Source organism: Streptomyces sp. NPDC002092, from assembly GCF_053593775.1.
The window spans coordinates 58,475-84,872 of record NZ_JBSFDG010000029.1 but is presented as its reverse complement, the minus strand read 5'-3'; the positions used below and the strand labels follow the sequence as shown (position 1 = coordinate 84,872).

Below are 26,398 nucleotides of genomic sequence, written 5' to 3'. Positions count from 1 at the left end.
ATCGGCCTCGCCGTCTCCCTGGAGCTGCCCCTGCTCGTCATCGACATCCAGCGCGGCGGGCCGTCCACCGGTCTGCCGACCAAGACCGAGCAGGCCGATCTGCTGCAGGCCATGTTCGGGCGGAACGGCGAGGCACCGGTTCCGGTGATCGCCCCCAGAACCCCGGCCGACTGCTTCGACGCGGCCATGGAGGCGGCGCGGATCGCGCTGATGTACCGCACCCCGGTGATGCTGCTCTCCGACGGCTATCTGGCCAACGGCTCGGAGCCCTGGCGCATCCCGGAACTGGACGAACTCCCGGACCTGACCGTGCAGTTCGCACAGGGCCCGAACCACACGCTGGAGGACGGCACCGAGGTCTTCTGGCCCTACAAGCGCGACCCGCAGACCCTCGCCCGCCCCTGGGCCATTCCCGGCACGCCCGGTCTCGAGCACCGCATCGGCGGTATCGAGAAGGAGGACGGGACCGGGAACATCTCGTACGCCCCCGCCAACCACGACTTCATGGTCCGCACCCGGCAGGCCAAGATCGACGGCATCGACGTGCCGGAGCTGGAGGTCGACGACCCGCACGAGGCGCGCACGCTGGTGCTCGGCTGGGGCTCGACCTACGGACCGATCACGGCGGCGGTACGGCGGCTGCGCACGGCTGGGGAGTCCATCGCGCAGGCCCATCTGCGGCATCTGAACCCCTTCCCGAGGAATCTCGGCGCGGTCCTGAAGCGTTACGACAAAGTGGTGATTCCCGAGATGAACCTCGGGCAGCTCGCCATGCTGATCCGGGCGAAGTACCTGGTCGACGCCCACTCGTACAACCAGGTGAACGGCATGCCGTTCAAGGCGGAGCAGCTCGCCACGGCTCTCAAGGAGGCCATCGATGGCTGAGACGTCCACGGAAGGCACGGGCACGATCGAGGCGCTCTCGCTCGTTCCCAAGGCCGAGGCCCGCCAGTCCATGAAGGACTTCAAGTCCGATCAGGAGGTGCGCTGGTGCCCCGGCTGCGGTGACTACGCGATCCTGGCGGCCGTCCAGGGCTTCATGCCGGAGCTGGGCCTCGCCAAGGAGAACATCGTCTTCGTCTCGGGCATCGGCTGCTCCTCCCGCTTCCCGTACTACATGAACACCTACGGCATGCACTCCATCCACGGACGCGCCCCCGCCATCGCCACCGGACTGGCCACCAGCCGACGCGATCTGAGCGTGTGGGTGGTCACCGGTGACGGCGACGCCCTGTCCATCGGCGGCAACCACCTCATCCATGCGCTGCGCCGCAATGTGAACCTGAAGATCCTGCTGTTCAACAACCGGATCTACGGCCTGACCAAGGGGCAGTACTCGCCGACCTCGGAGGTCGGCAAGATCACCAAGTCGACGCCGATGGGCTCCCTGGACGCACCCTTCAACCCGGTGTCGCTGGCCATCGGCGCGGAGGCCTCCTTCGTCGCCCGCACCATCGACTCCGACCGCAAACACCTGACCGAGGTGCTGCGCCAGGCGGCCGCCCACCCGGGCACCGCGCTGATCGAGATCTACCAGAACTGCAACATCTTCAACGACGGCGCCTTCGAGGCACTGAAAGACAAGCAGCAGGCCGAGGAGGCGGTGATCCGGCTGGAGCACGGACAGCCGATCCGCTTCGGGGCGGACGGTGCGCGCGGTGTGGTTCGGGATGCGGCCACCGGTGACCTGAAGGTGGTCGACGTGACCGCGGACAACGAGTCCCGGATTCTGGTCCACGACGCCCACGCCGAGTCGCCGACCACCGCCTTCGCCCTGTCCCGGCTGGCCGACCCGGACACCCTGCACCACACCCCGATCGGTGTGCTGCGGTCGGTGGACCGGCCGGTGTACGACACCCAGATGGCCGACCAGCTGGACACGGCGATCGTGCAGAACGGCAAGGGCGACCTGGCCGCACTGCTGGCCGGCGGCGACACCTGGACGGTCGTCGGCTGACCGTCACGTACAAAGGGAGGGCCCGGATGCGGCGGTGCGGCATCCGGGCCTCCCGTGCGGTCTCACACGTCGGGGATGTCCTTCTTGGCACGGATGAGGGTCTCGCGGGTGATGACGACGATGCGTTCGTAGTCGGCGCGGGCGGCGTCCGGGGGGAGATGGGGGTCGAGGGCGGTGGTGGCTTCGGTGCCGATGACAGCGAAGTTGCCATCGGTCAGTTCGAACAGGTCGGGGCAGGTCTCGGAGGAATAGCTGCCTCTTTTGCGGGGTGGATCGCCGAGGCGGCGGGCTATCCGAACAGACATCGATTCGTCAGGCAACTGAGCGTCCCCTCCCGGAGTCACAGCCAACGACCAGAGCATGACCGGGCCGACCTGCGCTCACACTCACCTGTCGGAGTACAGGCGCGGCATACGCCCTCAGCCGTGCGCCGGGGGCTCGGGCTCCGGCTCAGGCACGGCGCCCACCACCCACCACTCGTCCGGCTCCTCGGCCAGCTCCTCCATCATCACGTCGACGGCCGCGCCGATCCTCGCCTCGACGGAGTCCTGAGGCAGACTCCGCCGGTGCTCGACGGTCCGGTCCCAGTACTCGGCGAAGACGGAATTGATGCACAACACCCGGAGATGGCCGAGGAGTTCGTCCCAGCCGAGCGCTCCGACCCGATGGGCGAGCACCAGGGAGCCGTACTGCTGGTTGGCGAAGATCATCTGTCGGCGCCTGTCATCGGAAAGACCCCTCAGGGTGCTCGACGCCTCGGCCAGCAAGGGGTCGTCCAGCTTGCGGTCGTTCTGGTCCACGATGAGGCGGTAGTGCTGGATGAGGTTGGCCCGGCGGATCTCCTCGGTCATCAGCGCGAGTTGCTGCACCAGCTCGGTCAGCAGCTGCTCCAGACGCCGTCGGCCGCCGCCCCGTGCGAAGGACACCCCCATCAGGCCCAGTCCCGCCGCTACTGCAGAACCGATACTTCGCGCGGCCGCGTTCCGCCGTGAAGCCATCTCGAGGAATCCCCCCGGATCAGGTGTCCGCGCACCGGCCGACGGTGCACGGACCGGCGCACGGGAGGGCACGACATTCCGCCTCCAGCGTGCCCGGTGCCGTCAGCCGGTGCGGAAGGCGGAGAGGGGGCGCATGGAAGGACGTAGTGCTCCTGCCCGTCCACGCCCTGACACTCGTGTGCCCGGCGAGCGCCCGCCGCATGCGTCCGGCAGCCGCCGACGGACGCGTCGGCCCTGCTCAGTCCCCGCTCAGCGCTGCCGCTTCGCCGCGTCGTACGCGTCCCGCGCCTGCTGTACGGCGTCCATCCGCCGCTCGGTCCACACCGCCAGCGCCCGCACCTGCTGCGCCGCCTCGCGCCCCAGGTCGGTCAGGGAGTAGTCGACCCTCGGCGGGATCACCGGCTTGGCGTCGCGGTGCACCAGTCCGTCGCGCTCGAGGGTCTGCAAGGTCTGGGTGAGCATCTTCTCGCTGACGCGGCCGATGGCCCGGCGCAGTTCGCTGAAGCGGTACGGGCGCTCCAGGAGTTCGATCAGGACCAGCACGCCCCAGCGGCTGGTGAGGTGTTCCAGGACGAGGCGGTAGGGGCACATCGCCTCGCCGCTGTCGTACTTGGCGACGGGTGCCGACTCGACGACGGATTCCGGAGTACTTACTGCCATGCCAGTACCTTACTTCAAAGTGGGTACTTTCCAATAGTTAGCGCCGCTCCTAAGGTTAGTGGCACATCCGCACCCCACAAGGAGATCGCAGATCATGAGCATCGTCGTCACCGGATCCACCGGACACCTCGGCCGTCATGTCGTGGAGCAGCTGCTGGAGAAGGTCCCGGCAGAGCAGATCACCGCCGTCGTACGCGACGAGGCGAAGGGCGCCGACTTCGCCGCGCGCGGGGTGAAGCTCGCGGTCGCCGACTACAACGCGCCCGAGACCTTCGGCAGCATCTTCTCGGCCGGTGACAAGGTGCTGCTCATCTCGGGCAACGAGTTCGACAAGGGCCGTGTCGGCCAGCACAAGGTGGTCATCGAGGCCGCGAAGGCCGCCGGTGTCGCGCTGCTCGCCTACACCAGCGCCCCCGGCAGCCTGACGGCCGCGCTCGTCGACGACCACCGCGGCACCGAGGAGGCCCTGCTCGCCTCCGGCGTGCCGTTCACGCTGCTGCGCAACGGCTGGTACCACGAGAACTACACCGAGAACCTGGCGCCCGTCCTGGAGCACAACGCCGTCGTCGCCGCCGCCGGTGACGGCCGTGTCTCCTCTGCCTCGCGTGCCGACTACGCGGCCGCCGCCGTCGCCGTACTGACCGGCGAGGGCCATGAGAACAAGACGTACGAGCTGGGCGGCGACGAGGCGTGGAGCTTCGCCGAGTACGCGGCCGAGCTCAGCAGGCAGACCGGCAAGGAGATCGCCTACAGCCCCGTCTCGGTCGAGGCCTTCACCGGGATCCTGACCGGCGCCGGGCTGCCCGGCCCGCTCGCCGCGGTTTTTGCGGGCGTGGACGCCTCCATCGAGAAGGGCGAGCTGGTCGTCTCCACCGGCGACCTGTCCCGCCTGATCGGCCGTCCGACCACGCCGCTCGCCGACGCGATCGCGGTGGCCGTCAAGGGCTGACGCTCCCGGGCGCCCCGGTGCGACGCCCCCGCCTGTCATGACCGTATGGCGATACGGGTATGACAGGCGGGGGCGCACGGCGTTACCTTCTGCCTGGGACGCGTGCGCGACGAGGTGAGGAGGGGGCCGTGGCCGGGAAGTCGAGGGGCGAGCGGCACATAGGACTGCTGAACGGCTTCGCCGCCTACGGAATGTGGGGTCTCGTCCCCCTCTTCTGGCCCCTGCTGAAGCCCGCCGGCGCCATCGAGATCCTCGCCCACCGGATGGCCTGGTCCCTGGTCTTCGTGGGCGTCGCGCTCGTCGTGATGCGGCGCTGGGCCTGGGCGGGCGAGCTGCTGCGGCAGCCACGCAGGCTGGGGCTCGTCGCGATCGCCGCGGCCGTCATCACCGTCAACTGGGGCGTGTACATCTGGTCCGTGAACAGCGGGCATGTCGTCGAGGCCTCGCTCGGGTACTTCATCAACCCGCTGGTCACCATCGCCATGGGCGTGCTGATCCTGAAGGAGCGGCTGCGGCCCGTGCAGTGGGTGGCGGTCGGGACCGGCTTCGCCGCGGTGGTCGTGCTCACGGTGGGGTACGGGCAGCCGCCGTGGATCTCGCTCACGCTCGCCTTCTCGTTCGCGACGTACGGGCTGGTGAAGAAGAAGGTCGGGCTCGGCGGGATCGAGTCGCTGGCCGCGGAGACCGCGATCCAGTTCCTGCCCGCGGTGGGTTATCTGCTGTGGCTGAGCTCGCGGGGCTCGTCGACGTTCACGACGCACGGGGTGGGGCACGGGGCGCTGCTCGCCGCGACCGGCGTGGTGACCGCGTTGCCGCTGGTGTGTTTCGGCGCGGCGGCGATTCGGGTGCCGTTGTCGACGCTGGGGCTGCTGCAGTATCTGGCGCCGGTGTTTCAGTTTCTGCTCGGGGTGCTGTACTTCCATGAGGCGATGCCGGTGGAGCGGTGGGCCGGGTTTGCGTTGGTATGGGTTGCCCTGTGCTTGCTGACGTGGGATGCGTGGCGTTCCGCGAGCAGGCTGGCCCGGGTTCGCGTGCCGCGGGTCGAGGCGGCGCCGTCCGCTGCCGTGGACGTCTGACTGGGGGGCTCTCCGCCCAGACCCCCGTGTCGGCCTGAACGGCCTCGTCCTCAAACGCCGGACGGGCTGAGAATGGCTGAGCCGGTCCCGTCCGTTCATGCCGGACGGACTGAAAGACAAAACCCCGACCGGGCGCTGGGAGCCGTCGACCCGGCAGACATGGGGCGCCGAGCCGCATATAAGTGGTCCATGACGCAGACATCCGAAGCCACGCCCCCGTCCGGCCCCTCCCCCGTCCACTGGAAGCTGGTCGTCGACGCCGGTGATCCGCATGCGCAGGCCGACTTCTGGGCCGCCGCGTTGCGCTACGAGGTCGAGGACAACAGTGCGTTCGTGGAGCGGCTGCTGGAGCTCGGGGCGCTGCCCGTCGCGGCCACCGTCGAGTTTCATGGGCGGCGCGCCTTCCGGGACCTGATCGCGGTACGTCATCCGGACGATCCGTACGACAAGGAGCGGGGGACGGGGCTCGGACGGCGGCTGCTGTTCCAGCGGGTGCCGGAGGCGAAGAGCGTCAAGAACCGGCTGCATCTCGATCTGCATCCCGGCGACGGGCAGCGTGACGGCGAGGTCGAGCGGCTGGTGGGGCTGGGCGCGAGCGTGCTGCGGCGGGTGAAGGAGCCCGCCGGGGAGTGGGTGGTGATGGCGGACCCGGAGGGGAACGAGTTCTGCGTGCAGTAGGTCACAGCGGGGCTCCCGGCGGGCCGGATGTTCCGTTACGGGAACCGGCTCGGCAGCCGTCGGCGTGTCGGCTGTCATGCGCCTGGCCGGCGGTGCCCCAGCCGGTGCGGCATCTTCGGCGACGGCGGCCGCCACGACCGCCTGGAGGGGTGCGGAGGAGCTGGGCATCGGCTCCGGCCGCTACGTCGACGGCCTCTCCGCCGCACATCGCTCGAAGATCAGCGGCTGTCTGAACTTCGACATGATCGGCCGGCCGAGCCCCGGCTACTGCGTCTACGACGACGACCCGGCGATCGAGAAGACATTCAAGGACTACGTCTTTGACGCCTGCTGCCGCCGCTCCTGCGCCACGACGTCCCCCATCGACGACACCGCCCTGGACCGCAACAGCGACGCCATCGCGCATGCGGTGTGGGAGCTGTCGCAGCAGGTGTCACCAATCGTCAACTCGGCGTCTGCCGGGCCGACTTGCGGGCGCGTTCCGTGAGTCGGCCCATGCGGGTGCGGGCCGACTCCAGCCGCTCGATGTCGTCGGCCGCCGGGCCGTCCTCGGCCGTGAGCTCGGTCCACAGGCCGATCAGCTCGTGGCCGAGATCCAGGCCCTGCTGCGGATCGCGCACGGCACGCCAGGCGGAGGCGGCGCTCTGGATGTTGCCGTAGGCCGCCTCCGCGTCCCCGCTGCGGCGGTGGATCCGGGCCAGGTCGAGCGAGAGCCGGAACGCGCGGATCGGCTCGCCCGCCAAGTAGGCGATGTACGCGGTGAGTTCACGCAGCCGGAGCACTTCGGGGTGCTCCGGCCCGAGGGCCGCCGAAGCCTCCTCGGCCGTGGTCTCGGCCAGCGCGGCCGCGGTCTCTGTCCGCCCCGCCTTCACGGCCTCGTTGATCTGCGCCATCGGCTCCGCGAGGAACGCGGGAGCGGTCGGCGGTTCGTCACCGAGGACGGCTTCGGCCACGGCGTCGAAGCCGCGGGCGGGGGTGGGCTTGGGGTCGGGGTCGAGGGCCGGGTCCGGGGGGACCAGGAGGAGGGGGGCGGTCGCGGGGCGCTTGGATGCAGGTGCGTCCGCGGATTCCTTGCGGGGTACGGATTCCTCGCGGGGTACGGATGCGTCCTCGGGTTCCGGGTGGTGCTGCGGGACCGCATCCATCGGCGGGGGCGGGCCGAACTCGCCGGTCGGGGCCGCCACCGTGCCCGGAGCCCTGTCCTGTGCCGGTTGTGGCAGCGCACGCAGTACGAACGTCGGGGAGGTCTCCCGCGCGGGTTCCGCGGGCGCCCGCAGCACGTGCGTCGGCGTGTCGCCCTGAGGTGACTGCTCCGGCTGCCGCGCCGGGGACGGCAGAGCCTCCGCCGCGGGAACAGTCATCCCTACGGGTTCCCCGGTGAAACTGCTGGCCCCGTCCGTGTCCACCTGAAGGTGTACGACGCAGCCGATCCGCTCGTCGTGCACGGTGGCAAGGACAGGGTGGCCGGTGGCGAGGGCGATGCGATGGAGATGGTTCAGGACGGCCTGCTGGATCTCCTCACCGGCGGCCGCGGTGACCGGCACACCGCCGACCCAGGCGCCGACCGCACCGGCTTCGGGCACGCGGACGTCGATCGGTGCCGCCACCAGGGCCGCCGAGCCCCCGGCGCGCTGCTGTTCCCGCTTCTTCTCGCGGCTGAGTCGAGCCATCGGTTCCCTCACTCGGATGCGTCGGGGAGTCTGCGGACAGCGCGTTCGGGTTCCATGGTGCTCCCTCCCGCCGTCGGGTTTCCGCTCCCCCGGCGTCAAGATCCGTTCGTACACGTACTGTTGAGTCTCGCCGGTCGCTGCCGGTTCTCCGGTCACCGTGGCGTCACAGACTCGTCCCAGGAGCCCGCCCCCGTCGTGTGGCCGGCGCCATGAGCACCGGTGGGTGTACGAGGGAGGCAGGCGGGCATGCGGACGGACGTGCAGCAGGGACCTGAGATCTGGATCCGCGGCCCGGTCACCGTACCGGAGCCGGGACCGCAGCAGCCCGCCCCGTCCACCGCCACCGCTCGGCGCTACTCCTGGGTGGGCACGCACGGCGGCGCGGGCGTGTCCACCCTCGCCGCCGTCTACGGCGGTCACGACTGCGGCCGTGCCTGGCCCGGCGCCGAGGACCCGCGGTCCGTCCTGCTCGTCGCCCGTACGCATGCGTCGGGGCTGACGGCCGCCCTGCGCACCCTGGAGGTCTTCCGCCTCGGGGAGGCCCCGCAGGGGCTTGACCTTGACGCCGTCGTGCTCGTCGCGGACGCGCCGGGGCGGCTGCCGCGGCCCCTCCACCGGCAGGTTCGGCTGATCGAGTCGCTCATCGACGTCTACCGCGTGCCCTGGGTGTCCGACTGGCGCCTCGGTGACCTCGGCGGGTCGCTGCCGCGCGAGACGCAGCCACTGGCCCGCCTCACGGGGGCGGCTAGGCGGTGATGTCCTTCGCCGTGAACCGGGCCCATGCCGCCGAGCCGAACACGGCCGCGTACAGGGCCTGGATCTCGAGGTTCTTCACCAGGTCGTCCCAGTAGACCGGGTCGCGCATCAGATCGGCGAAGGACAGCCAGTAGTGGGAGAAGAAGTACGGCTGTATCGCGTGGAGTTGGGGTATCTGGTCGAGGATCTGGACGGTGATCAGCAGTCCGACGGTCGTCGCCATCGCGGCGATGCCGCTGCCAGTCAGGGTGGAGACGAACAGGCCGAGTGCCGCGACGCCGATGAGGGACACGGCGACGATCAGGGCGATCAGCAGCGCTCTGCCCAGGCCCTCGGTGAAGCTGATCTGTGTACCGGAGATGGTCGTCAGATCGCCGAGCGGGAAGAGTATCGCCCCGACAGCGAGCGCCGAGACCGCCACCACGAGGGTGGCGACCAGGCAGAAGGTCATCACGGTCGCGTACTTGGTGAGCAGCAGGCGGGTGCGGCCGGCCGGGGCGACCAGCAGATAGCGCAGGGTGCCCGAGTTCGCCTCGCCGGCGATGGCGTCGCCCGCGATGACGCCGATCGCCATCGGCAGGAAGAACGGGAGCGTCGCGGCCAGCGCGGTGAACACCAGGAACAGGCCGTTGTTGGTGATCTGCGAGATGAAGGCGGGGCCGCCGCCGCGACCGGGGCCGTCCGGCGAACCGCCGCTGGTCTCGATCTTGACTGCGATGCCGACCAGGATCGGGACGGCCGCGAGCACGGCGAGGAGCGCGAGGGTCCGCCAGCGGCGGAACGTGGTGACCAGTTCACTGCGGAAGAGCCCGAAGGTCCACAAGGGACTCGGGTGACGCACCTCGGTCACGACCGCTTCAGCCTGCGACATCGAACCCCTCCCCCGTCAGTGCCACGAACGCGTCCTCCAGGGATGCCCGTTCCACGCCGAAGCCGCGGACCCGGACGCCCGCTGTGACCAGCGCGGCGTTCACCTCGGCGAGGTCGCGGTCCGGGGGCTCGGCGGTCACCCGGTCGTCGGTGACGACGACGTCGGCGGCGCCCTGCTCCTTCAGCACACGGGCCGCGTCCCCGGGGTCGGGCGTGGTGACGACCAGCCGGCCGCGCACCCCCGCGGCCAGGTCGGCCACGGCGCCCTGGGTGATCAGCCGGCCCTGCGCCATCACCGCGGCATGGGTGCAGACCTGCTCGATCTCGTCGAGGAGGTGGGAGGAGAGGAAGACCGTCGCGCCGTCGGAGGCCAGCTCCCTGACCAGCGAACGGATTTCACGCATGCCCTGCGGGTCGAGCCCGTTGGTCGGCTCGTCGAGCACGAGCAGTCTGCGGGGCTGCAGCAGCGCCGCCGCGAGGCCGAGCCGCTGCTTCATGCCCAGCGAGTACGCCTTCGCCTTCTTGCCGGCCGCCGCGGTCAGGCCCACCCGGTCCAGCGCGGCCGCGACACGGGCACGGCGGGTGCGCGGATCGGCGGTCGGGTCGGCGGCGTCGTAACGCAGCAGGTTGTCGCGGCCGGAGAGGAAGCCGTACAGGGCGGGGCCCTCGATGAGGGCGCCGACGTGCGGGAGCACGGTGCGCGAGGCGCGCGGCATGGGCCGCCCGAGGACGCGCGCCGTACCCGAGGTGGGTTCGATCAGGCCCATCAGCATGCGGATGGTGGTGGTCTTGCCCGAGCCGTTCGGACCGAGGAAGCCGAAGACGCTGCCCGCCGGGACGGTCAGATCCAGGCCGTCGACGGCGAGTTGCCCGCCTCGGTAGCGCTTGGTGAGCCCATGGGTGGCGATGACGCTGTCACCCGGCGGCTCGCTCTTCTCCGGCTCCGTGGCGGACTCCTCGTCCATCGGCTTCCTCGATTCGTGCATGTGCCGCCTCTCGCGCGGCGGCTACGTACAGTGACTACGTACGAGCGTCGCGCAAGGTTCCCGGCCAAGCGCTCGACGGCTGTGCCGCGATGAGCCGTCGATCGTCAGCGGTCCCGTTGCGGCTGGTCGCCCCCCGCTCTCGAACTTCGCTCGAGCGGGGGACCCCATCGCGGCGGAGCCGCACGTCGATACGGCCTCGCGCCCCTTTCGGGGCGCTGCGCTCAGCCCGCGTTCGCCGCCTTGATCAAGGCGTCCTTGCTCACCGCGCCGACGTAGACCTTGCCCTTGTCGGTGATCAGGGCGTTGATCAGGCGGGTCTTGAAGACCGTGCCCGAGCCGAACTTGCCGGAGACCTTGTCGCCGAGCGAGTCCAGGAAGCCACCGAACTGGCCGCCGGCCTTGGAGCCGGACGGGATGCCCTCGCCGCCGGTGTCGAAGGTGGCGATGGAGTTCCAGCCCTTGCCGATGACGTTCAGCCCGTCGGCCCCCTTGCCGAGGTCCTGGCCGGGCTTGCCGTGGGGCTTGCCGGCCTTGTGGTCGCCCTTCGGGCCGCCCTCGAAGCGGCCCTTCGCGTGGTCGCCCTGCTTGTCCTCGGTGACCTTCGCGCCCTTGGGCGGGGTGAAGTCGAAGGTCGAGGCGCTCGGCTTGGCGAAGCTGACCTGGGTGAAGCCGGCGTCGATCACGGCGGCGCCGCCGCTCGCCGGGGTCAGGGTGAACTTCAGCGGCAGCCCGGTCTTCGAGTCCACGGCCACGGTGATCTGACCGACCGTCGAACCGGACTGCTTCGGCTTGATGACCAGCCGGTACGCGTCACGGCCCGCGACCTGGGCGGTCCCCTCGACGGTCACCGAGGTGGTGGAGTCGACCGACTTCAGGGCGTCCTTGGTGAGGTCCTTGGGCGTGGCGGGGACGTCTTGCTTCTGCTGCTTCTCCGCGCCGGCGGGGGCGGTCGAGTGGTAGACCTCGTTCGACTGGCTGTCGTAGCCCCAGACGTCCTTGCCGTTGTGGATGATGCTGTATTCGGCCGCGTTCTCCAGCAGCGACAGCTTCTGCCTGTCCTGGCCGTCGGCCGCGACGCGCAGGGTGTGCGTGCCGGTCGCGAGCTCCGTGAGCTTGGAGGTCGGGTCGGCGGACGAGCCGTCGCCCGACTTGCCGGCGCCGGACGTCAGGCTGCTCTCGAGACCGCCGAGGTTCGGCAGCCCCAGATCCGTGGTGATCTTCACCGTGCCGGACATCTGCTGTACGTCCGACTTGGCGATCTTGTCGATGAGTTGCTGTGCGCTGATCTTCGGCAGATTGGGGTCTCCGGAGTCGGCGAGCGCCGGGACGAGCCCGATGGTCGCCGCCGCCACCCCCACCACCGCGACCGGGACGACGTACCGCGCGGCCTTGCGCCGACCCGCGCTCAGGTCGTCGGCCGCCCCGGCGGTCGTGCTGTCGTCGGATTCGTACGGTGCCATGTGTGCGCTACCTCCGTCGTCGGCGGCGGCTTGTCCAACTCGTGTGTTTCTGTTGTCCACCCCGAGCCGCCATTCTCACCCGAATCGGTGATCAGTGGTGATTTCCGTGGTTTCCATCTCACCAAATCGGCCAGGAGGAAGCGTCAGCCCCGGGGGCCAACTCCGTGTACATCTGGGGTATGACGCGAGAGGGCGACGCCTGCCCCGACCCGTAGGGGTCGTAGGGGGAGGACGTCGCCCGCCCGAGGTGAGCTCCCGTCAGTTCCGCAGGAAGACGTAGTCCGCCCGGTACGGGACTCCTACGATCGCGCCGGGCGTGCAGGAGCCGGCCGGGGCCACTCCGCCCACGGTGTTGAGCCGCAGGATCTCGGCGGTGTTCGCGAGCAGGCCGTGGTGCTTGCCGGACCGGGTGGCCTTGAGGTCGAGCTCGGGGATGTTGCCGTCCCCGTTCGGTGTCTTGGACAGGACGGCCCCGGTCACCGCGCTGCCGTCCGGCGCGACCCACTGCGGCGTACCGGAGTTGGGCGCGACGAAGGAGTGCCGGATGCCGCCGCCGAGCAGGGCGCCGACGTCCCGCTGGGCGAAGGCGTAGCCGCCGCCGGCGGCGGGCTTGCACTCGTAGATCTGCTTGCCCTTGATCACGGACGCCTGGAAGTTGTGCAGGGCGTCACGGAAGCCGAAGGCGGCGACGGTGACCTTGTGGAGCTGGCCGCGGACGGCTCCACCGGGGAAGTCGGTGGTGTGCAGGTTGGCGTAGAACGAACCGGGGTCGGACTTGAGAGCGGCGAGCAGGGCGGCGTCCTTGACCTCGACCGTGCCGGTGACGCTGTGCCGCCTGCGGTTCTTCAGCAGGTCGGTGAAGTCGACCTTGACGCCGCCGTTGGTGCCCCTGGCGCCCTGGTGGATGTGGAGCATGGTCGGTTTGCCGGTGCCGCGCCAGGTCACGGCGACGGACACCTTGTCGTCCTGCACCTTGATGAACTCGAGAGCGGCGCCGTCCTGGTCGCCGACGGCCGGACCGCCCGCCACGGGCACCTCGTTGGCCCCGCGCAGACTGGCGGCCAGAAGGGTTCCCCCGGTCCCGTCGGACACGGCCCCTCCGGTGGCGTGGGCCGGGATCACCGCGACGGCGATCCCCCCGGCGGCGGCCACCGCGACAGCTGCGGCCTTCAGGCTCTTACGGCGCTTCGAGAACGTCGTCTTCATGCCCATGATTCTGTTTTCTCCCCGTAGACCGGCCGACACAGACCGGCCGACACCCCCTGCGTCGGCCTTCTGGGTAGCACTACGGAAGTGATCCGACTCTGGACTCAGTCCAGGTTTGTAATGTGCATCACATCACCCGGAGCGCAGATCAGAGGCCGCTCGGCCGACAGCTCAGCCGGCCCGGTGCACCACGGCGTCGCACATCTCCATCAGCGCGAGCTTGGCGTCGCACTCCGTCAGCGGAGCCAGCGCCGCCCGCGCGTCCTCCGCGTAGCGCACCGTGTCCCGACGCGCCTGCTCCAGCGCGGGGTGCGCCCGCAGTCCGGCGAGCGCCTCGGCATGCCGCGCGTCGTCGCTCAGGTCGGAGTCCAGCAGCTCGCACAGGGCGATGTCCTCGGCAAGCCCCAGCCGCGCCGCCCGCTCCCGCAGCCGTAGCACCGGAAGCGTGGGGACTCCCTCACGGAGGTCGGTGCCCGGAGTCTTGCCGGACTCGCGCGACTCGGAGGCGATGTCCAGTACGTCGTCCGCCAGCTGGAAGGCGACTCCGAGCCGCTCCCCGTACTGCGTGAGCACGTCCACGACCGTCTCGTCGGCGCCCGACATCATCGCCCCGAAGCGGCACGACACGGCCACCAGCGAGCCCGTCTTGCCGCCGAGCACGTCCAGGTAGTGGTCGACCGGGTCCCGGCCGTCCTGCGGCCCCGCCGTCTCCAGGATCTGCCCGGTGACCAGGCGCTCGAACGCCTCGGCCTGCACCCGGACCGCCTCGGGCCCGAGGTCGGCGAGGATGTGCGAGGCGCGCGCGAACAGGAAGTCGCCGGTGAGGACCGCCACCGAGTTGCCCCAGCGGGTGTTGGCGCTGTCGACGCCGCGCCGCACGGCGGCCTCGTCCATCACGTCGTCGTGGTACAGCGTCGCCAGATGGGTCAGCTCCACCACCACGGCCGACGGCACGACCCCCGGCGCATACGGGTCGCCGAACTGGGCGGCGAGCATCACGAGCAGCGGCCGGAACCGCTTCCCGCCCGCCCGCACCAGGTGCTGGGCGGCCTCCGTGATGAAGGGCACCTCACTCTTGGTGGCTTCGAGCAAACCTTCCTCGACGGCCGCCAATCCGGCCTGGACATCGGCTTCCAGAGCCTGGTCCCGCACGCTCAGCCCGAACGGCCCGACGACGGTCACGAGGGGTCTCCTGTCTGCTGGTGTCTACTGGCGGTTACACGGTTTGTCGATAGGTCGCTGACATCACTCAAGTCAGCGTATCCGGTCACCTTTCGATCACCGATGCCGCCCACCCGTCCAGCCCGGGCGGTATCGGATCACGACCGGTATGTTTTTGATCAACCGATAAGAACGAATATCTATCGACTTGTCTATCGGGGTGTCGGCCGACGCGCCTCTCGGCGTGCCTCCCGGCGCGTCCGCACGAGTCGGCACGCCCGATCGCCCCTCCCTCACGAAACGACTCACGAGGACCTCCGGATCCCGGCACCGGGTGCTCGACGGGCGACCGTCATGACAACGACGTGCACCACACGCCAGGTTCCGCTTCCGCCCCCATGTGGCGATGAGCGGCTGGTTGACCACGAGTTGAGGCCATTGCCCCATTTGCCGTTCTTGCGGATGCCGGTGACTTGACTCACACGGCAGTGCGGGCCGACGAGCGCCGCGCTCGCGCCGCTTCCCCTCCCCCGTACGCGAGTTGAGCCTTGGCAACCGCAAAGGATCAAGTGCCTCATAAGCCTCAGACCAAGGTCAATAGGTGTGATCTGTGAAGTCGACACTTGTTCCCGCCATGTGCTCTCGCATACGTTCCCGGCCAGTCGGGTGGACGCCGAATCCTGCCGCCGCCCGGGCACGACCATCGACCAACTGACTCGCACGGCAGGAGCGGGGGAACCAGGTAGGCCGCCGGACCGGGCATCGCCCCGGGCCGGCTAGGGGTGAAGTCGCGTTGCCGTAGGGCGGCGCGGCCGGGCATCTCCCGCCCGAACCCGACAGCTCACCTCGCAGGCGACGGAGAGGATCCCGCCATGCCTGCAACAGGTCAGCACCGCCGCCCCAGAAGCAACCGTCTCGCCCGCAAGCTCGCCGTCACCGGGACGGGCGCCGCCGTTCTCGCCCTTCCGCTCATCGGGGCGAACAGCGCGTCCGCGGCCACCCCGACCGTGGCCAACGTGAAGTCGATGGGCTACGCCGACAACCTCGACGGATGGATCCGGGGCGCCCTCCAGGTCATGAAGCAGAACGGGATTCCCGGGACGTACAACGGCATTTACCGCAACATCATCCGCGAGTCCTCGGGCGACCCGGCCGCCATCAACAACTGGGACTCGAACGCGGTCGCCGGCACCCCCTCCAAGGGACTGCTGCAGGTCATCGACCCGACGTTCCTCGCCTACCACGTGCCCGGCACGGCTATGAACCCCTTCGACCCGATCGCGAACATCACGGCCGCCTGCAAGTACGCCGCCGCGCGGTACGGGTCGATCGACAACGTCTTCGGCGCCTACTGAGCGCTCCGCTGGAAGTGCCACGCAGGGCTGTCGGCCTTCAGCGGCACCATCGCGGCTGGTCGCTCCCCCACTGTCGAACCTCGCTCGAGCGGGGGGAGCCCCATCGCGGCGGAGCCGCACATCAGACCCAGCCCCGCGCCCCTTCAGGGCGCGGCTGAACTGCAGCGAGCTCCCCGGACTCGAAGAACAGTCGCTCGAGGACGACGGCGATGCCGTCGTCCTCGTTCGACAGGGTGATCTCGTCGGCCACCGCCTTGAGTTCGGTATGGGCGTTGGCCATGGCGACGCCGTGGGCGGCCCAGTCGAACATGGGGATGTCGTTGGGCATGTCGCCGAAGGCGATCGTGTGCTCCGGGCCGAGTCCCAGGTGCGCGGCGGCCAGTGCGAGGCCCGTCGCCTTGGTGATGCCGCATGGCTGGAGTTCGACGGTCCCCGGCCCCGACATGGTGACGGTGGCCAGCGAACCCACCACAGAACGCGCCGTCGCCGCCAACTCGTCGTCGGACAGGTCGGGATGGCGCAGCAGCACCTTGCTGATGGGTTCGCACCACAGGTCGTCGCGCCGGTCGACCCGCACGGCCGGCAGCGTCGGATGCGGCATCAGGTAGCCCGGTTCGATGAGGGTGAGTCCCTCCACACCGTCCTGGTCGACAGCCGCGTACACCTGGCCCACCTCGGCCTCGATCTTGCCGAGGGCGGTCTCGGCCAGCTCCCGGTCCAGGGTGACGGACCACAGCAGACGGTCCGCGCCCACGTCGTACACCTGCGCGCCCTGCCCGCACACCGCGAGCCCCCCGCCGCCCAGTTGGTCGAAGAGCGGCCGCACCCTGGGGGCCGGCCGGCCCGTCACGACCAGGTGCCGGGCGCCGGCCCCGGCGACCCGTGCGAGAGCGGCGAGGGACCGGTCGGAGAGCGTGTCGTCGCCTCTGAGCAGCGTGCCGTCCAGGTCGGTGGCGATGAGTGCATATGCGGTGGGTGCGGCCATGATCAGAGAATACGGACAGGACGCCCCACCGACTCATCGCGAACCGGACGACGGCAGATTGCCCCACCGTCCCTCGCTCAACTCGCCTATCCTTGTGGGCTCTTCATCGTCAGGCAGGGGCCCGTGACCGCTGCCTAGCCGTGCGCTGCCGCCAGGTGTTTGGCCAGCCTCGGAGAGGCGAACTCGGTGCCGCACACGAAGCGCATGACCGGGCCGTACGACGCCGCGGCCGGCAGGCCCGTGAAGTACAGGCCGGGGACCGAGGAGACGTATCCCGCGCCCAGTTTGGGTGTGCCGCGGCTCACCGCGAGACGCGTGCGCAGTTCGTGGCCGAGGAAGTCCATGGCCGCGATGTCCACCCGGTATCCGGTGGCCGCGATGACATGGTCCGCGGACATGTCCAGGATGCGGCCCGCGTGGGTGCGGACCGTCAACTTGGGGCTGCCGTCGGCCGCGTCCGCCCGTACGATCCGGTCGACTTCGCTGACCTGCACCTTCCCCTCGAAACGGTCGCGCAGCCACCATGCGCCGAGCGGACCGAGGACGCGCCGCACCAGGTAGTGGCGGGCCTCGGCCGGCAGATAGCGGTAGGGGTGCGGGTAGTAGCTGAGGGCCCACAGGGACCAGGCGCGGCCGAAGGGCGACTCGGGGCGCAGCTTCGGCTGCTTCCACGGCGGTGCGCCGAAGGCGACCCTGCCGCGGCCGCGGGAGACCACCCGCACCTGTGCGCCCGCCTCCGCCGCCAGCGCCGCCGTCTCCAGCGCGGACTGGCCGGCGCCGATCACGATCAGTTCCTTGCCGGCGTAGCGCGTGAGGTCGTGCTGCTGGGAGCTGTGGGAGACCGGGCCCGTGGGGGTGGGTCCGTCCGCCGCGGCGGTGGCCAGTTCGGCCGGCAGGTACGCGAGGCCGGACAGGCCGGTCGCCACGACGACCGCGCGGGCGGTGAACAACTCGCCGGAGTCCAGCTTGAGTTCGAAGCCGCCGCCCTTGTGGCGGTCCACCGACACCACCCGCACCTGTTCCAGTTCGGGCACCAGCTTCTGCTGGAACCACTCGCCGTAGGCGATGAAGGTCTCGACGGGGATGATGTCCTCGTCCGTCACCAGCCGCCTGATGCCGGCGGCGTCGCAGTAGTCGGCGAGTGTGTGGCCCTGCTGCGGCGCGTCCAGACTGGAGGCGACCGGGGTCGACTTGAGGAGCATTCCGGCGGGCATGTGGTCGCGCCAGCTGACCATGGGCTCGCCGAAGACGCGGACCGGCAGTCCGCGGGCTCGGAGATGGGCGGCGGTCGACAGGCCGAAGGGCCCGGCGCCGATGACTGCAACCGGTTGAATCACGAAGTCCCTCCCCAGGACGCTCACTTCGTCACTTCGTGTGGTTCGTCTCGGGCTGCTGACCGGTCGGCTAGCCGCCCGAACTGGTGGTGCTGCCACGGCGGTTGGTCCGCCACAGCTGGTACAGGTGCTTCGCGCCCGGTCGTACGAAGCGCGCGAGCATCGTGAGGAACGGCAGCGGGTCGTCACCCGCGAGCCAGGCCAGCTCCGTCCCGCTCGCGTGCGCCGGTGCGTGCGGCGTCGTATAGCCGCTGCGGCGGTAGGCGAGCAGGGCGGGCAGGTCGATGTTCTCCACGATGTACCGGTGGCCGGCCCGCTGTTCCCCCTCCGGGACGGTGCGGCCGGTCAGGTTCAGATGCATGGCGCGGACGACGTCCACCCCCGACTCGTTCTCGAAGAGCCGGAACTGGGCGCCCATGCGGGGGTTGAAGTCGAGGAGTTTGTACTGTCCGTCGCGCCGGTCGAAGCGCAGGTCGAGGTCGATGATGCCGGTGAAGCCGATCTGTTTGATGAAACGCGCGGCGATGTCCGCGAGTTCCGGATTGTCGACGACGTATGCGTTGGCCGTCATGCCCGCGTGCGGCGGCCAGGAGCGCACCTTCACGCCCGTGAACATCGCGAGCGGCGTCGAGTCCTGGTCGAAGTAGGCGTGCACGATCCAGTCCTCGGCGTCCTCCCTGGGCAGGTACTCCTGGAGGATCACCCCGGGGCACTCACCCCAGTCGCGGGCGAGACCGAGCAGGCCCTCGCGGGTGGCGATCCGCGTCGTGCCGTTCACCGCCGGCCGTTTGCGCCGTACGAACGCCTCACGGTTCTTGGCCACCACCGGGAAGCGGGCCTTCTCGGCGAACGTGACGATGTCGTCGTACGACTGCGGGAAGGCGGCCGTCGGGCTCGGGATGCCGTGTTCCACGCACAGTTCGTGCAGGCCCTGCTTGCTCGCGAGGCGGCGGGGCAGGGCGGGCTCTACCCGCGGGAACAGGAACCGGCCGGCGAGTTCGTCCTGGTGCTCGGCGATCAGGACGGCCGCCTCCTCGTCGGTGGGGACGAGGACGGTGGGGCGGCCGATGCGGCGCCCGATGCGCAGCAGGCCCTCCACCAGACGGGCGGGTTCCTCGGTGCCGGTGGTCGGCCAGACGAAGGCTTTCTCGAGGTAGCGGGAGGAGGCGGCGGGTGTGTAACGGTCCTCGGTGATCGCGTACATGGGCACCCCGAGGCGGCCCAGACTGCGGATCGCACCCACACCGCCGTGGTGCAGCGGGTAGTCGCCGAACTTGACGATCAGGCCGGGCACTTCACGGTCGGCCGCGAACGGCACACTGCGCGTGCTGCTGGCCACGGGTCCCCCCACGCGTCCCCCCTACGGACCGGACCCACCCCGTCCGTGTCCCCCAAAGGACGCTAAGCCGGAATTGCCACATCCGACAAGCCCAATTCGGACATTGCAAACTCTTTAGACACTGCCCAAGACCGGCCACGCGGCCGTAACGTGTGGCGCGGCCACACAGCGGCCGTGTAACGGTTCGCGCAGGTGGCACACGACAGACGGTTCGCGACACAGTGAGAGTGAGGCAGCACCCCATGCCCCCCTTCGATGTCCCCGAGGGCGATCCCTTCGGTCCGCACAACCTTCCGTACGGCGTCTTCTCCCCCGCCGGCTCGACGGAGCGGACCGTCGGCGTCCGGCTCGGCGACCAGGTCCTCGACGCGGGCGCGGCGGCGCGCGCGCTCGGCTCGCCGTACGCCTCCCTGCTCGCGCAGCCCTCGCTGAACCCGCTGCTCGCCGCGGGCCGCACCACCTGGTCGGACGTGCGGCGCGCGCTGACGGCGTGGGTGACGGTCCCGGCGCACCAGGAGGCGGTCGAACCCTTCCTGCATCCGCTGGCGTCGGTGACGCTCCACCTCCCCTTCGAGGTCGCGGACTACGTCGACTTCTACGCCTCCGAGAACCACGCCCGCAACGTCGGCCGGATCTTCCGCCCGGACGCCGCGGACTCGCTGACGCCGAACTGGAAGCACCTCCCGATCGGTTACCACGGACGGTCCGGCACGGTGGTGGTGTCGGGCACGGACGTCGTACGGCCGTCCGGGCAGCGCAAGGCCCCGGCCGATGCGGCGCCCGTCTTCGGGCCGTCCGTCCGCCTCGACATCGAGGCCGAGGTCGGATTCGTGGTGGGCGTGCCCTCGGAGCGCGGGCGGCCGGTGGCGCTCGGCGACTTCCGGGAGCACGTCTTCGGCCTGTGCCTGCTCAACGACTGGTCCGCGCGCGACATCCAGGCCTGGGAGTACGTCCCCCTCGGCCCGTTCCTCGGCAAGTCCTTCGCCACGTCGGTGTCCGCGTGGATCACCCCGCTGGACGCCCTGGAGGACGCGCGGGTGGCGCCCCCGGAGCGGTCCCATGAGCTGCTGCCGTATCTGGACGACACGGCCGACTCGGGCCACGAGCCCGGCGGGTACGACCTGCGGATCTCCGTCGCGATCAACGGCTGCGTCGTCTCCGAGCCGCCGTTCTCCACCATGTACTGGACGGCCGCGCAGCAGCTGGCCCACATGACCGTGAACGGCGCCTCCCTGCGGACCGGCGACCTGTACGGGTCGGGCACGGTGAGCGGCCCGGAGCCCGCGCAGCGCGGGTCGCTGCTTGAGCTGACCTGGAACGGACGCGATCCGCTGGAACTACCCGAGGGCAAGCGGACGTTCCTGGAGGACGGGGACGTGGTGACGTTGTCGGCGTGGGCGCCCGGTCCGGGCGGGACCCGCGTGGGCCTCGGCGACGTGAGCGGACGGATCGTGGCAAGCACGACGGAGTGAGCGGGTGGTGCGGGGCGTGACGGCGGCGGTACGGGTCTTGCGGGCAGTCGTACGGGAGATGCGAGGAGTACGAGGTGTGGCGTACGGGATGGCCGTCGTCCCCTGACTCCTGCGCCGTTCGCCGTCATACTGGCGGCGGGCGCCTTGTGCGCCGAGCCGCACCACCGCCCCGCCCCGCCCCTTCCTCCGACCAGGATCCGGAGACCGCGGCATGACCGTCTGTCTGCTCCTGCTGAGCGTCGTCGCCTTCATGGCCGCCGTGCCGGTGCCGCGTGCGCTGGTGCGGTCGGCGTGGCCCGAGCGGGAACCCGTGGTCGCGCTGTGGGTGTGGCAGTGCCTGGTCGCCACCGTCCTGCTGTGCTGTCTGACGGCGCTCGTGCTGGGCGCGGCCGCCGTCTTCCACACCTTCCGCGACCACGTCTTCGCGCCGGCGCCGCCGGCCGTGACCGCGGCGTACGACCTGACCGCCGCGCCCGCCTGGTCCGCGGCCCTCACCCTGCTGCTGGCCTGCGGAGCCGCCTGGACGACGGCGATACTGGCCCGCGAACTCGTCGAGGCGCGCCGCCGCCGCGGGCAGACCCGGGCGCATCTGCGCGAACGCGCCCCCGAGCTGCCCGCCGGACTGGAGGAGGCGGCGCGTGGGCCGCTGCTGGTGCTGGAGGACGAGTACCCGGACGCCTGGTGGATGCCCGGCCACCCGGCCCAGCTGGTCGTCACCACGGGCGCCCTGCACCGGCTCACCGACCACCAGCTCGACGCGGTCCTGACGCATGAACGCGATCATGCGCGGGCGCACCACGACTGGCTGCTGCATCTGTCCAGCGCGCTGGCCACCGGTTTTCCCCGCGTCCCGCTGTTCGCCCACTTCTGCGAGCAGACCCACCGGCTGGTGGAGCTGGCAGCGGACGACACGGCGTCCCGCCGGTGCGGCCATCTGACCACCGCGCTCGCCCTGATCGAGCTGAACCAGCATCGCGGCGTGCTGTCCTGCGCCTCCAGCCACCGCCTCCTCGGCGAACGCGTCGACCGCCTCCTGGAGCCGCCGCCGCGGTTGGGGCGCCGGCACCGGGCGCTGACGACGACGGTGGCGGCGCTGGTGCCGTTGCTGCCGCTGCTGATCGCGTTTGCGCCGGGGCTCACGGCACTGGGGTGACCCCTGCCTGGGGGTTGCCGCCCCCAGGCCCCCCTTTCGGCCTGAACGGCCTCGTCCTCAAACGCCGGACGGGCTGGAAGTGGCTGAGCTGGTCTCGTCCGTGAATGCCGTCAGGCTCGAGCGTCATGGCAGATCTTGCTACGGAGCAGGCGTAGCAGCAGGTCAGCGCCTTATCTGACGCCCCGGCAAGTGGCGCAACACTGCTGCAACACTCCATTCCCTACCAGCTCGCTATGGTTCGAAGCATGCCTTCCGCCGACCGCATCCGAGACCACGCCGGACAGGGCGCGACCACCGTCGCCGCCCACCGCGCGCGGCGTCGGCTGCGTGCCGACCAGGCCAGACAGCTCGCCGACCTGCTGCGCCACCAGCTCCTGGCCGGCGGTTTCCCGGACGGCACACTCCCGCACGAGACGACCCTCGCCACGGAGTACCGCGCCACCCGCAACACCGTCCGCCAGGCCCTGGACCTGCTCAGGGCCGAGGGCCTCGTGGAACGGCTCCCCGGAGTGGGCACCGTGGTCGTCGCCGAGAAGTACCCGCACGGCCTCAACCATCTGATGGGCCTCGCGGAAACCCTCCATGAGCACGGCCGCGTCACCAACGAGGTCCGCACCATGGGCCCCGCCCCCGCACCCGCCCCGGTCGCCGAACGCCTCCGCGTCCCCGCCGGCGACGACGTCCTCTACATCGAACGTCTGCGCCGACTGAACGGCCTGCCTCTCTCCCTCGACCTCACCTACATCCCGCTCGACCTCGGCACCGCCCTGCTCGGCGCCGATCTGGAGAACACCGACGTCTTCCGCCTCCTGGAGACGATCACCGGCCAGCGCCTCGGCCACGCCGAGATCACCCTGGAGGCGGTCAACGCGGACACCCACTCCGCCGCCGTACTCGAAGCCCCGCGCGGCGCGGCCGTCCTCATGCTGGAACGGCTCACCCACCTCGCCGACGGCCGACCGGTCGACCTGGAGTTCATCCGCTTCCGCGGCGACCGCATCACCATGAGCGGTCTGCTGCACCGCTCCCTCTGACCTCTTCCCGACCCCTTTCAGCCCCGTTTCCTGGAGACAGCCATGCCTTTGGCGCCCCAGCGGGCCGACGTGCCCGTGACCATCGACGAGTCGAAGTGCATCGACGGCTGCACCCTCTGCGTCGACATGTGCCCGCTGGACTCCCTCGCCATCGACGAGAGCAGCGGCAAGGCCTATATGCACGTCGACGAATGCTGGTACTGCGGCCCGTGCGCGGCCCGCTGTCCCACCGGAGCCGTGACCGTCAACATGCCCTATCTGCTCCGGTGAAAGGCCCCGAACTCCCATGAAACACAAAGTAGTTGCCGCCGCCGCCCTCCTTCTCCTCCCCCTGACGGCCTGCGGTGGCAACGCGGCGGCCGGAACCGACGGCTCCACGGTCACCGTCACCGTCGGCTACCAGTCCAAGACCATCAACACGGTCACCGCGGGCACCCTCCTGCGCTTCCTCGGCTACTTCGAGAAGGAGCTGAACGCGCTGGGCGACGGCAAGCACTACAAGGTCGACTGGCAGGACTACGCCACGGGCGCCCCCATCACCGCCCAGATGACCGCCGGGAAGATCGACATCGGCTCGATGGGCGACTTCCCGCTCCTCATCAACGCAGCCCGCGGCAAGCAGCTCGGCAAGCCGACCCACCTGGTCTCGGTCACCGGCTACAACCTGCGCGGCGGCCTCAACACGATCGTCACCTCCCCGGACTCGAAGCTGGCCACCCTCACCGACCTGAAGGGCAAGAAGGTCTCCACGAGCGTCGGCTCCGCCGCCGACGGCACGCTCGTACGGGCCCTGCAGCGCGCCGGCATCGACCCCGACAAGGGCATCCAGAAGCTCAACCAGCAGCCCGCGGTGGGCGCTTCTGCCCTGTCGGCGGGCAGCGCGGACGCCCTGTCGCAGTTCGTCGCCTGGCCAGGACTGCTCACCTTCCAGGGCAAGGCGAAGGCCCTGTACGACGGCGCCCAGCTGAACCTCCCCACCTTCCACGGCGTCACCGCCCGCGAGGACTTCGCCAAGCAGCGGCCCGCCGTCCTCGAGGCATTCCTCAAGGCTCAGTCGGAGGCCACCGACTACCTCAACGCCCACCCGGTCGCCGCCGCCGAGTCGGTCGCCAAGGCCACCGGACTGCCCGCCGAGGTGGTCTACCTCTACAACGGGGCACACGGCATCTCCACCTTCGACCCGGCGGTCAAGCCGCAGCTGATCTCCGCGCTGAAGAAGGACGTCTCGGTCCTGAAGTCGGCCAAGCTGACCGGGGACATCGACGTGGACTCCTTCGTCGACGACCAGTACGTGCGGAGGGCCCTCGGCGCGGACTACGCCCAGCGGCTCGCCGCGACACCGCCGGCCTCCGCGAGCGAGGTGTGGCCCAAGGGTGCCGAGAAGACGACCGCGTTCAAGACGCCCGCCGAGCTGCTGAGTTACGTGAAGAAGCACAAGGACGGCATCCGCGCCGCCTATGTGCCCGACGCCACCACCGGCACCCTCTGGTTCGCCGACAAGGCGGTCTGGGTGGCCGACGGCAGCCGGCTCCTCCCCTTCGTCGCACCCGCCACCGCCAATGCCTATGTCACCGCACACGGGGGCGCCCGCGTCATCACGTACGCCGACGCGCTGGGGCAGGCGTCGTGACCCGGCGAAAGCCGCAACGGGAGAACCGGTTCGCGCCCCGCCGTCCGCGGCGCGCGGGCCGGTACGCCCTGCGACTCGCCTCGCTCGCGGCCGCCCTCGGCGCCTGGCAACTGCTGGCCGGCCTCAAGGCCGACCTGTGGCTGCGCTTCTCGCAGTTCCCGACCGTCGCCGAGGTGGCCCGCACCTTCGCCGACCGGCTGTCCGGCCCCGACTACTGGACGGATCTCACCGACAGCCTCACCCGCATCCTCACCGGCTTCCTCCTCGCCGCCGTGCTCGGCGTGGCGACGGGCGTGCTCGTGGCGCGCTCCCGCCTCGCCGAGGACCTGCTCGGGCCGGTGCTGGAGGTCGTCCGGCCGATCCCGGCGATCGCCCTGGTGCCCGTCGCGATCCTGCTCTTCCCCTCCAACGAACAGGGCATCGTCTTCATCACCTGCACCGCCGCCTTCTTCCCCGTCCTGGTCTCCACCCGGCATGCGGTCCGCGCGCTGACCCCCGTCTGGGAGGAGGCGGTCCTCACCATGGGCGGCGGCCGGTGGCGGATCCTCGCCTCGGTCGTCCTGCCGGGCGCGTTGCCCGGCATCTTCGGCGGGCTGTCGGTCGGCATCGGCGTCTCGTGGATCTGTGTGATCTCCGCCGAGATGATCTCCGGCCAGTACGGCGTCGGCTACCGCACCTGGCAGGACTACACCGTCGTGAACTACGCGGGCGTCTTCGTCGGCATGATCACGATCGGCGTGCTCGGCTGGGTCACGTCCACGGCCGTGGAGCTCCTCGGCCGCCGGCTGACCCGCTGGCTGCCGCGCACGTCGTACATCCCCGGCGCACGGACTCCCCGTCCGGCGCGCGGTGCCGCTGCCGCCGCGCCCGTGAGCCCCGCCGCCAAAGAGGAGGCGCCCCATGACCAGCTCGTCTGACCTCCGCTCACCCTCCCGCACCGGTGCCGGACTGACCCTGCGGGACGCCACCCTCGGACGGCCCGGCGCACCCGTGCTGGAGGGAGTCGACCTCGACGTCGCCCCCGGCGAGATCCTCACCCTCGTCGGACCCTCCGGCTGCGGCAAGTCGACCCTGCTGCGCACCCTGGCCGGACTGCTCGCACCCCTCGCCGGGGACGTCGGCCAGGACGGGCACCCGCTGACCGGCCCCGCCGCCGACCGCGCCCTGATCTTCCAGGAGGACGCCCTCCTGCCCTGGCGCACCTTGCGCGCGAACGTCGAACTGCCCCTCGCCATCAAGGGACTGCCGCGTGCGGAGCGCCGGCGCCAGGCGGAGGACTGGCTGGAGCGCGTCGGCCTCGCCGAACAGTCCCGGCAGCTGCCCCACCGCGTCTCCGGCGGACAGCGCGGGAGGGCCCAACTGGCCCGGGCGCTCGCGGGCGCACCACGCGCCGTCCTCATGGACGAACCCTTCGGCGCCCTCGACGCCCAGACCCGCGCCGGCATGCAGGACCTGCTGGTGGAGGTACTGCGCGGCACGGGCGCGACGGTCGTCTTCGTCACCCACGACGTGGACGAAGCCCTCTTCCTCGGCGACCGTGTGGCCCTCCTCGGCAACGGCCGGCTGACCGCAGTACGCGATGTGCCGCGCCCGCGCGACCGTACGGCGCACGACGATCCCGCGCGCGTGGCGCTGCGGCGCGACGTCCTCACCTCGCTCGGTACCTGAA

Annotated in this window: 26 protein-coding genes, 1 pseudogene and 1 riboswitch; of the genes and pseudogenes, 15 read left to right on the top strand and 12 right to left on the bottom strand. The window is 70.5% G+C overall.

Translation table 11 applies throughout. The features are described from left to right. A pseudogene (locus tag ACWCRD_RS41525) lies at window positions 1–885 on the top strand (2-oxoacid:acceptor oxidoreductase subunit alpha); the annotation flags it as partial. Beyond that, window positions 878–1,957 (top strand): 2-oxoacid:ferredoxin oxidoreductase subunit beta, encoded by a 1,080-nt coding sequence (locus ACWCRD_RS41520; RefSeq protein ID WP_450970852.1) that lies wholly within the window; start codon window positions 878–880, stop codon window positions 1,955–1,957. The pseudogene ACWCRD_RS41525 and the gene ACWCRD_RS41520, both read left to right, overlap by 8 nt. Window positions 1,958–2,019: 62 nt before the next feature. On the opposite strand, the gene ACWCRD_RS41515 is transcribed toward ACWCRD_RS41520, so the two are convergent. The 3 genes from ACWCRD_RS41515 to ACWCRD_RS41505 form a co-directional block, all read right to left on the bottom strand. Continuing rightward, window positions 2,020–2,262, bottom strand: a complete 243-nt coding sequence (locus ACWCRD_RS41515) for a hypothetical protein (protein ID WP_344403631.1) — start codon at window positions 2,260–2,262, stop codon at window positions 2,020–2,022. A 114-nt stretch (window positions 2,263–2,376) separates the two neighbouring features. After that, the gene (locus ACWCRD_RS41510) at window positions 2,377–2,955 is read right to left on the bottom strand and encodes a DUF6082 family protein (RefSeq protein ID WP_450970851.1); all 579 of its coding nucleotides are present in this window, start codon (window positions 2,953–2,955) and stop codon (window positions 2,377–2,379) included. A gap of 249 nt (window positions 2,956–3,204) precedes the next feature. After that, window positions 3,205–3,615, bottom strand: coding sequence for a winged helix-turn-helix transcriptional regulator (locus ACWCRD_RS41505; protein ID WP_450970850.1), 411 nt, complete (start codon window positions 3,613–3,615; stop codon window positions 3,205–3,207). 94 nt (window positions 3,616–3,709) lie between these two features. Here ACWCRD_RS41505 and ACWCRD_RS41500 point away from each other — a divergent pair, with 94 nt between their 5' ends. The 4 genes from ACWCRD_RS41500 (at window position 3,710) to ACWCRD_RS41485 (ending at window position 6,805) form a co-directional block, all read left to right on the top strand. Next, the gene (locus ACWCRD_RS41500; protein WP_450970849.1) at window positions 3,710–4,564 is read left to right on the top strand and encodes an SDR family oxidoreductase; all 855 of its coding nucleotides are present in this window, start codon (window positions 3,710–3,712) and stop codon (window positions 4,562–4,564) included. Between the two features lie 128 nt (window positions 4,565–4,692). Further along, complete coding sequence (gene rarD, locus ACWCRD_RS41495) at window positions 4,693–5,640, top strand: EamA family transporter RarD (RefSeq protein ID WP_450970848.1); 948 nt, start codon at window positions 4,693–4,695, stop codon at window positions 5,638–5,640. A 189-nt stretch (window positions 5,641–5,829) separates the two neighbouring features. Continuing rightward, a complete protein-coding gene (locus tag ACWCRD_RS41490; RefSeq protein ID WP_450970847.1) occupies window positions 5,830–6,318 on the top strand; it encodes a VOC family protein in 489 nt (162 codons plus the stop codon). A gap of 64 nt (window positions 6,319–6,382) precedes the next feature. Continuing rightward, on the top strand, window positions 6,383–6,805 hold the full coding sequence (locus ACWCRD_RS41485) for a M28 family peptidase (protein ID WP_450970846.1): 423 nt from the start codon (window positions 6,383–6,385) through the stop codon (window positions 6,803–6,805). On the opposite strand, the gene ACWCRD_RS41480 is transcribed toward ACWCRD_RS41485, so the two are convergent. Beyond that, window positions 6,762–7,988, bottom strand: coding sequence for a tetratricopeptide repeat protein (locus ACWCRD_RS41480; protein WP_450970845.1), 1,227 nt, complete (start codon window positions 7,986–7,988; stop codon window positions 6,762–6,764). The two genes, ACWCRD_RS41485 and ACWCRD_RS41480, sit on opposite strands and share 44 nt — an antisense overlap. A 246-nt stretch (window positions 7,989–8,234) precedes the next feature. Here ACWCRD_RS41480 and ACWCRD_RS41475 point away from each other — a divergent pair, with 246 nt between their 5' ends. Beyond that, the gene (locus ACWCRD_RS41475) at window positions 8,235–8,744 is read left to right on the top strand and encodes a DUF6668 family protein (protein WP_450970844.1); all 510 of its coding nucleotides are present in this window, start codon (window positions 8,235–8,237) and stop codon (window positions 8,742–8,744) included. On the opposite strand, the gene ACWCRD_RS41470 is transcribed toward ACWCRD_RS41475, so the two are convergent. The 5 genes from ACWCRD_RS41470 to ACWCRD_RS41450 all read right to left on the bottom strand — a co-directional run bounded on the left by ACWCRD_RS41470 (window position 8,734) and on the right by ACWCRD_RS41450 (window position 14,448). Continuing rightward, window positions 8,734–9,615 (bottom strand): ABC transporter permease, encoded by an 882-nt coding sequence (locus ACWCRD_RS41470; RefSeq protein WP_450970843.1) that lies wholly within the window; start codon window positions 9,613–9,615, stop codon window positions 8,734–8,736. The two genes, ACWCRD_RS41475 and ACWCRD_RS41470, sit on opposite strands and share 11 nt — an antisense overlap. Beyond that, on the bottom strand, window positions 9,602–10,579 hold the full coding sequence (locus ACWCRD_RS41465) for an ABC transporter ATP-binding protein (RefSeq protein ID WP_450970858.1): 978 nt from the start codon (window positions 10,577–10,579) through the stop codon (window positions 9,602–9,604). The genes ACWCRD_RS41470 and ACWCRD_RS41465 overlap by 14 nt, the downstream gene beginning before the upstream one ends. Window positions 10,580–10,821: 242 nt before the next feature. Continuing rightward, the gene (locus ACWCRD_RS41460) at window positions 10,822–12,060 is read right to left on the bottom strand and encodes a LolA family protein (protein ID WP_450970842.1); all 1,239 of its coding nucleotides are present in this window, start codon (window positions 12,058–12,060) and stop codon (window positions 10,822–10,824) included. A gap of 258 nt (window positions 12,061–12,318) precedes the next feature. Continuing rightward, window positions 12,319–13,266: a CHRD domain-containing protein gene (locus ACWCRD_RS41455; RefSeq protein WP_450970841.1), complete on the bottom strand. Its 948-nt coding sequence runs from the start codon at window positions 13,264–13,266 to the stop codon at window positions 12,319–12,321. 171 nt (window positions 13,267–13,437) lie between these two features. Then, window positions 13,438–14,448 (bottom strand): polyprenyl synthetase family protein, encoded by a 1,011-nt coding sequence (locus ACWCRD_RS41450; protein WP_450970840.1) that lies wholly within the window; start codon window positions 14,446–14,448, stop codon window positions 13,438–13,440. A 678-nt stretch (window positions 14,449–15,126) separates the two neighbouring features. Beyond that, window positions 15,127–15,295, top strand: a riboswitch (cyclic di-AMP (ydaO/yuaA leader). 4 nt (window positions 15,296–15,299) lie between these two features. Between ACWCRD_RS41450 and ACWCRD_RS41445 the strand changes: the two genes are divergently transcribed. Beyond that, entirely contained in the window at window positions 15,300–15,782 is a 483-nt protein-coding gene (locus tag ACWCRD_RS41445) for a transglycosylase SLT domain-containing protein (protein WP_344403617.1), read from the top strand. A 121-nt stretch (window positions 15,783–15,903) separates the two neighbouring features. Here ACWCRD_RS41445 and ACWCRD_RS41440 read toward each other — a convergent pair whose 3' ends face one another. The 3 genes from ACWCRD_RS41440 to ACWCRD_RS41430 form a co-directional block, all read right to left on the bottom strand. Next, entirely contained in the window at window positions 15,904–16,767 is an 864-nt protein-coding gene (locus tag ACWCRD_RS41440; RefSeq protein WP_450970839.1) for an HAD family hydrolase, read from the bottom strand. A 134-nt stretch (window positions 16,768–16,901) separates the two neighbouring features. After that, window positions 16,902–18,104 (bottom strand): NAD(P)-binding domain-containing protein, encoded by a 1,203-nt coding sequence (locus tag ACWCRD_RS41435; protein WP_450970838.1) that lies wholly within the window; start codon window positions 18,102–18,104, stop codon window positions 16,902–16,904. A 67-nt stretch (window positions 18,105–18,171) separates the two neighbouring features. Next, window positions 18,172–19,440, bottom strand: a complete 1,269-nt coding sequence (locus ACWCRD_RS41430; RefSeq protein WP_450970837.1) for a carboxylate--amine ligase — start codon at window positions 19,438–19,440, stop codon at window positions 18,172–18,174. A 242-nt stretch (window positions 19,441–19,682) separates the two neighbouring features. On the opposite strand from ACWCRD_RS41430, the gene fahA reads away from it, so the two are divergent. The 7 genes from fahA (at window position 19,683) to ACWCRD_RS41395 (ending at window position 26,397) form a co-directional block, all read left to right on the top strand. Beyond that, window positions 19,683–20,912, top strand: a complete 1,230-nt coding sequence (gene fahA / locus ACWCRD_RS41425; protein ID WP_450970836.1) for a fumarylacetoacetase — start codon at window positions 19,683–19,685, stop codon at window positions 20,910–20,912. Between the two features lie 211 nt (window positions 20,913–21,123). Beyond that, window positions 21,124–22,065 (top strand): M56 family metallopeptidase, encoded by a 942-nt coding sequence (locus ACWCRD_RS41420; protein WP_450970835.1) that lies wholly within the window; start codon window positions 21,124–21,126, stop codon window positions 22,063–22,065. 245 nt (window positions 22,066–22,310) lie between these two features. Beyond that, window positions 22,311–23,099 (top strand): GntR family transcriptional regulator, encoded by a 789-nt coding sequence (locus tag ACWCRD_RS41415; protein ID WP_450970834.1) that lies wholly within the window; start codon window positions 22,311–22,313, stop codon window positions 23,097–23,099. A 42-nt stretch (window positions 23,100–23,141) separates the two neighbouring features. Further along, the gene (locus tag ACWCRD_RS41410) at window positions 23,142–23,369 is read left to right on the top strand and encodes a 4Fe-4S dicluster domain-containing protein (protein ID WP_030347217.1); all 228 of its coding nucleotides are present in this window, start codon (window positions 23,142–23,144) and stop codon (window positions 23,367–23,369) included. 16 nt (window positions 23,370–23,385) lie between these two features. Continuing rightward, window positions 23,386–24,729 (top strand): ABC transporter substrate-binding protein, encoded by a 1,344-nt coding sequence (locus ACWCRD_RS41405; RefSeq protein WP_450970833.1) that lies wholly within the window; start codon window positions 23,386–23,388, stop codon window positions 24,727–24,729. A gap of 68 nt (window positions 24,730–24,797) precedes the next feature. Further along, complete coding sequence (locus ACWCRD_RS41400) at window positions 24,798–25,646, top strand: ABC transporter permease (RefSeq protein WP_450970857.1); 849 nt, start codon at window positions 24,798–24,800, stop codon at window positions 25,644–25,646. Then, on the top strand, window positions 25,630–26,397 hold the full coding sequence (locus tag ACWCRD_RS41395; RefSeq protein WP_450970832.1) for an ABC transporter ATP-binding protein: 768 nt from the start codon (window positions 25,630–25,632) through the stop codon (window positions 26,395–26,397). Before ACWCRD_RS41400 ends, ACWCRD_RS41395 begins: the two co-directional genes overlap by 17 nt. Window position 26,398: the final 1 nt, after the last annotated feature.